Origin of the sequence: Pseudoalteromonas sp. S16_S37 (genome assembly GCF_014694405.1) — a bacterium.
GTDB lineage: Bacteria > Pseudomonadota > Gammaproteobacteria > Enterobacterales > Alteromonadaceae > Pseudoalteromonas.
Genome location: NZ_JAAUWV010000182.1, coordinates 1 through 707, shown reverse-complemented (window position 1 = coordinate 707; position 707 = coordinate 1). Strand labels below are relative to the sequence as shown.

The following is a 707-nucleotide window of genomic DNA, read 5'->3' as shown; positions in this document are numbered from 1 at the left end:
TTTATGTTGGCTATGTGCGCCATTGGCACGTGAAAATCAACAACAATAACGTTAGATGGTTAACCGACTCTAAAGATGGCAATCCAAATTGAACAACCTCAGTTTTTTGAAAAACCGAGATTTTCAGAATCGACTAAATATAGTTGGCTAAAATTAGCGACGAAGGAGCAAAAGCCAACTGTATTTTGTCCTTGTTTAACAGCTTGTTAGCTATTTATACTACGATACCGAAGCATTAACTACTTCCAGTTTGCCATTGCGTTGAACAATGTGAACAAATGCAAGAAACTCGTCATCTGATTTTGAATACCATTGCTTCCAAAAAACTCTTACATCACCTTTCTTTTTAAAAATCCCAACCAACTCTCTTTTGGTAAAAAAACCTAGAGTTTTTTGATAAATCTTACACTGTTTTTCTAGCTCTTCTTTGGTAACAATATTCTTCATGTTTTCACTGAAATCACGTACATGTTTTTCATGATCAATTTCAGAAGAAGCATCCATGAGGTTATTCATTATAGGAGTAACTAATTTCATAATTTCATTATCTGAAAGTTCTAACCAGTTCATGAATCCCCCGAAATAGCTAACGAGCCTGTAGAATAACTCGTTTCAAATCTGTTTTTGTAATCAACAAACGATAACTGAGTTCCTATTTTGATTCAATCGTTTAGTTGGGTGTGAGTTGTTATTTTAGGGCATTTTTA

The 707-nt window shown here is 33.9% G+C and carries 1 protein-coding gene; it reads right to left on the bottom strand.

What is annotated here, in order from left to right; all coding sequences use genetic code 11:
• Nucleotides 1-219: 219 nt before the first annotated feature.
• A complete protein-coding gene (locus HC733_RS22530; RefSeq protein ID WP_190367199.1) occupies nucleotides 220-570 on the bottom strand; it encodes a hypothetical protein in 351 nt (116 codons plus the stop codon).
• Nucleotides 571-707 lie beyond the last annotated feature (137 nt).